This window comes from Streptomyces spongiae, assembly GCF_009377185.1.
Lineage (GTDB): Bacteria > Actinomycetota > Actinomycetes > Streptomycetales > Streptomycetaceae > Streptomyces > Streptomyces spongiae.
In genome coordinates this window covers 1-4,674 of the sequence record NZ_VJZC01000704.1, presented here as the reverse complement: position 1 = coordinate 4,674, position 4,674 = coordinate 1, and the positions used below count along the sequence as shown (strand labels likewise).

The following is a 4,674-nucleotide window of genomic DNA, read 5'->3' as shown; positions in this document are numbered from 1 at the left end:
GGGCTCGGGAGGGCTGGAGTTGCCTCCTGGTGACGAGGGTCACGAGGGGAACTCCACAGATGTCCCACCCGGCGCGGTGTCCCTGGCACGGCCGATGGAGATGGGTTCCATCGGACCGGAACTGGACTGGAACGCCGACGCCTGGCGCGAGGTGCGTACGCGCGCCCAGCGGGCCGGCCGCGCCTACATATGGCTGAACCTCGTCGAACAGCGGCTACGCGCGGTCGTGGCCGCTGTTCTGCGTCCCATCTACGAACCCGTCCACGGCGACGACTGGGTGGTCGCCGCCGCAGGCCCCGCCGGACAGGAGTGGGTGCAGCGCGCGGTGGCCGTACGCGAGGTCAGCCGGCGCAAGGGCTACCTGCTGGACCCGGCCGACGACAACGTACTGAGCTTCCTCACCCTCCCGCAGCTGCGCGAGCTGATGGTGCAGCACTGGCCGTGCTTCGAGCCGTACGTCGACGAGCGGCGCGACGTCGAACTGGCCCTGGACGAGCTGGAGGTCACCCGGAACGTCGTCTCCCGCAACCGCGCGCTCTCCGAGGCGGTGCTGGCCCAGGCCGAACGCGCCTCGGCCCGGCTGCTGGAGATCCTCGGCGCGGGCAGCGACGTGCCGTCCGCGCGCCGGCTGCCCGTCGACGCCGTGGAGTCCCTGGTCGGCGACCGGTACGCGGACGTCGTGGGCGTGCACTCCGACCGCGTGCGGCTGCTGCGGCAGTTCCCGGCGGAGGACCTGTTCGGCGGGGCCCGTCGGCTGGACGCCATCGGGATAGGGCTGAACCTGCTGGTGCAGAACTTCTCCGGGCGACGCCTCGTGCGGCTCGCCGAGTCGGGGTGCCGGGCGCGACTGCTGTTCCTGAACCCGGCGTCCAGCGCGGTGAAGCGGCGCGAGCGGGAACTCGGCATCAAGCGGGGTGAGTTGAGCCGCGCGGTCGAGATGAACATCCTGCACATGCGCCGGGTGCGGTCCAAGCTGCGCGACCCGGGCGCCTTCGAGATCCAGGTCTTCGACGAGACGCCGCGCTTCACGGCGTACCTCGTGGACGGCGACGGCTCGGACGGCATAGCGGTCGTCCAGACGTATCTGCGCCGTACCCGCGGGATGGAGGCCCCGGTGATCGTTCTGCGCGGCGGTCAGCGACTGCTCAAGCCCGACGAGGCGGGCGAGGGCGGGCTCTTCGAGACGTACCGCGAGGAGTTCGAAGTGGCCTGGGCGGACTCGCGACCGGTGTCGTGACGTACCCGTACGGGCCGGGAAGGCCGCTAAGCGGAATGCGGTCGTCGGATTGTCAGTGGCCCGTGGGAGGGTGGAGACCACTGGGGGAAGCACCACCAAGAAGGGGGGCCACATGGGCTGGCACCGGGAACTGCTGATCGGCTTCGACCTGGAGACGACCGGCACGGACCCGCGCGAGGCGCGCATCGTCACGGCGGCGGTCGTCGAGCTGGGGGACGGCAAGGCGCTCGGCCGCAGGGAGTGGCTCGCCGACCCGGGCGTGGAGATCCCCGCCGACGCGGTCGCGGTGCACGGCATCAGCAACGAACGCGCGGCGGCCGATGGCAGCCCGGCCGACCAGGTCGCCGACGCGCTCGCGGACGTCCTCGTCACGTACTGGAAGACGGGAGTGCCGGTCGTCGCGTACAACGCGGCCTTCGACCTCACCCTCCTCTCCGCCGAGCTCCGCCGCCACGGCCTGCCGTCGCTGCGCGAGCGCCTCGGCGGCATCGACCCCGCGCCCGTCATCGACCCGTACACGATCGACCGCTCCGTGGACCGCTACCGCCGCGGCAAGCGGAACCTCGAAGCGGTCTGCACGGAGTACGGGGTCGCGCTCACCTCCGCGCACGACGCCACGGCCGACGCCCTCGCCGCGGCCCGGCTCGCCCGTGCCATAGCCGAGCGCCACCCCAAGGTCGCGGCCCTCGGCCCGGCGGAGCTGCACCGCCGCCAGATCGAGTGGTACGCGGAATGGGCGGCGGACTTCCAGGACTTCCTGCGCCGCAAGGGCGACGCGGACGCGGTGGTGGACGGGTCCTGGCCGCTGCGGGAGCCCGCGGACGAACCGGTCGTGTGATCCCTCAGGTCGTGTGAACGCTCAGAACGGGTACCACCGCACGGTCGCGTCCCCGTCCCGCAGCGACGCCACCCGGCGCTCGAACTCGGCCAGGGCCTTGGGGTTGGTCGGCGCGTGCTGGGCGACCCAGGCGCAGCTGGCCGTCTCGCGGGCGCCCCTGAGGACAGCACAGCCCTCCCACTCGCGGACGTCCCAGCCGTAGGTCGCCGTGAACGCGTCGTACGCCTGCGAGGGAAGCCCGTAGCGGTCGTGGGAGAGGGACATGACGACCAGGTCGTGCTCGCGCAGATCGGCGGAGAAGGTCTCCAGGTCGACGAGGACGGGACCGTCGGGGCCGACGTGGACGTTGCGGGGGAGGGCGTCGCCGTGGATCGGGCCGGACGGCAGATGGGGGACGAGCGCGGCGGCGTCCGCGGCGAAGCCGTCGCGGCGCTCCCGCAGATAGGCGGCGTCCGCCGGGTCGATCGCGTCGCCCGCGAGGCGCAGCCAGCGCTCCACGCCGTCCAGCAGTTCGCGGCGGGGAAGGGCGAAGGGCGCCTCGGGCAGCGCGTGCACCGACCGCAGGAGTTCAGCCACATCACGGGGCTCGGCGGGGCGTACGGCGTCGGGCAGCCGCTGCCACAGCGTCACCGGGTGACCCTCCACCGACAGCGGCTTGGGCTCGGCGGCGCGCACGGTCGGGACTCCCGCCTCGGCGAGCCAGAGCGCGACGTCCAGCTCACGGCGCGCGCGGTCGAGGAGCTCGGGGCCGCGGCCCACCTTGACCACCAGGTCACCGGTGGCGAACACCGCGTTCTCGCCCAGCGCGAGCAGTTCCGCGCCCCGCCCCAGCCCCGCCTCGGTGAGTATCGCCCGCGCCCGTGCCTCGTCCATCCGTCGCCTCCGTCGTGTCGGTCGTCTTCGTCGCGTCCGTCCGTACACGGCGCCCGCACGGCCCGTAGCCGCCGCGCGGGCCGTCGTGTTCGCGCCATCCCCGGCCAGTGTCGCATTCGCACAGGTCGGACCGTCTGCGCGGTCCCTTGACGACCTGACCCTCCCTCAGCACCATGACGGGGGCCGCCCGGGCGAAGGCCCCCAGGCCGGGCCCGTCACGAGCCGCCCAGAGGAGCTGATCGCGTGACCCTGGCGACCGAGCCGAGGCGACCACCGCGACCCCGCCCGACGAAGGGCGGGCCGCGCCCGGGCCCGGGCCGCCGCGTCCTCGACCACGGCGCCTGGTTCCTCGTCCTGCCCGCGCTGCTCCCCATCCTGGTCCTGAGTGTGGGACCGCTGCTGTACGGGATCGCGCTGGCGTTCACCGACGCCCAGTCGGGGCGCACCGAGCCCACGCGGTGGATCGGGACGCTCAACTTCCAGGACCTGCTGCACGACACGCTGTTCTGGGAGTCGTTCCGCATCGGTCTGCTCTGGGCGGTCGGGGTGACCGTGCCGCAGTTCCTGCTGGCGCTCGGACTCGCCCTGCTGCTCAACCAGGACCTGCGCCTCAGATGGCTCGCTCGCGCCCTCGCGATCATCCCGTGGGCCATGCCCGAGGTGGTCGTCGGCGTCATGTGGCGGCTCGTCTACAACCCCGACGCGGGCATCCTCAACGAGACCCTCCGCGACCTCGGCCTCGGCGACGGCCGCGACTGGCTCAGCGGCCTTGCCACCGCCCTGCCCGCGGTCATCGTGGTCGGCGTCTGGGCGGGCATGCCCCAGACCACGGTCGCCCTGCTCGCCGGACTGCAGAACACCCCGCGCGAACTCCACGAGGCGGCGGCGATGGACGGCGCCGGAGCCTGGCGCCGCTTCCGCACGGTCACCTGGCCCGCGCTCAGACCGGTGGCGCTCGCCATCACCGCGCTCAACTTCATCTGGAACTTCAACTCCTTCGCCCTGGTGTACGTGCTCACGAACGGCGGGCCCGGTGGCCGCACCCGGCTGCCCATGCTGTTCGCGTACGAAGAGGCCTTCCGCTATGGGCAGTTCGGGTACGCGGCGGCGATGGGGTGCGTGATGGTGGCGGTGATCTCGGTGATCCTCGCGCTCCATCTCGTCGGCCGGCTGAGGGGAGGTGAACAGGCGTGAGGACCTCAAGGTCCGTTCGCGCGGGCCAGTACCTCGCCCTGCTCGCCTATCTCGTGTTCCTCGCCTTCCCCTTCCTCTGGCTCGTCTCCACCGCCTTCAAGCCGCCGCGCGAACTGGGCAGCCTGCACCCCACCTGGATCCCGAAGGACCCCACCCTCGCCAACTTCCGGCAGGCATTCGACGAACAGCCCCTGCTGGACGCGCTGCTCAACTCCCTCGTCGCGGCGGTCGGGGCGGCGGTCGTCGCGGTGCTGATCGCGACGCCGATGGCCTACGTCATCGCCCGGCACCGCGGCTTGCTCGCGCGGGCGGCCACCGGCTGGGTGGTGGTCAGCCAGGCGTTCCCGTTCGTGCTGGTGGTCATCCCGCTGTTCCTGGTGCTGAAGAACCTCCGGCTGATCAACTCCGTCCCGGGACTGGTCATGGTGTACGTCGTGTGGGCGCTGCCGTTCGCGCTGTGGATGCTCGTCGGGTACGTACGGGCCGTGCCGCCCGAGCTGGAGGAGGCGGCGGCGGTGGACGGGGCCGGGCG

General features: G+C 72.5%; 5 protein-coding genes. 4 read left to right on the top strand and 1 reads right to left on the bottom strand.

Annotation, left to right across the window (positions count from 1 at the left end):
- On the top strand, nt 1–1,237 hold a 1,237-nt coding region (locus FNH08_RS44995), incomplete at its 5' end, for an SAV2148 family HEPN domain-containing protein (protein ID WP_152777310.1).
- A gap of 112 nt (nt 1,238–1,349) precedes the next feature.
- Nucleotides 1,350–2,075 carry a 3'-5' exonuclease gene (locus FNH08_RS44990; protein ID WP_152777304.1) on the top strand — a complete coding sequence of 242 codons (726 nt, stop codon included), beginning with the start codon at nt 1,350–1,352 and terminating at the stop codon, nt 2,073–2,075.
- Between the two features lie 21 nt (nt 2,076–2,096).
- Here the strand turns inward: FNH08_RS44990 and FNH08_RS44985 are convergent, their stop codons facing one another.
- On the bottom strand, nt 2,097–2,948 hold the full coding sequence (locus FNH08_RS44985) for a phosphotransferase enzyme family protein (protein ID WP_152777302.1): 852 nt from the start codon (nt 2,946–2,948) through the stop codon (nt 2,097–2,099).
- Between the two features lie 243 nt (nt 2,949–3,191).
- Between FNH08_RS44985 and FNH08_RS44980 the strand changes: the two genes are divergently transcribed.
- Both FNH08_RS44980 and FNH08_RS44975 read left to right on the top strand, forming a co-directional pair.
- Nucleotides 3,192–4,142 (top strand): carbohydrate ABC transporter permease, encoded by a 951-nt coding sequence (locus tag FNH08_RS44980; protein WP_322726472.1) that lies wholly within the window; start codon nt 3,192–3,194, stop codon nt 4,140–4,142.
- The coding region (locus FNH08_RS44975; RefSeq protein ID WP_322726471.1) for a carbohydrate ABC transporter permease at nt 4,139–4,674 on the top strand (536 nt) is incomplete at its 3' end. The genes FNH08_RS44980 and FNH08_RS44975, both read left to right, overlap by 4 nt.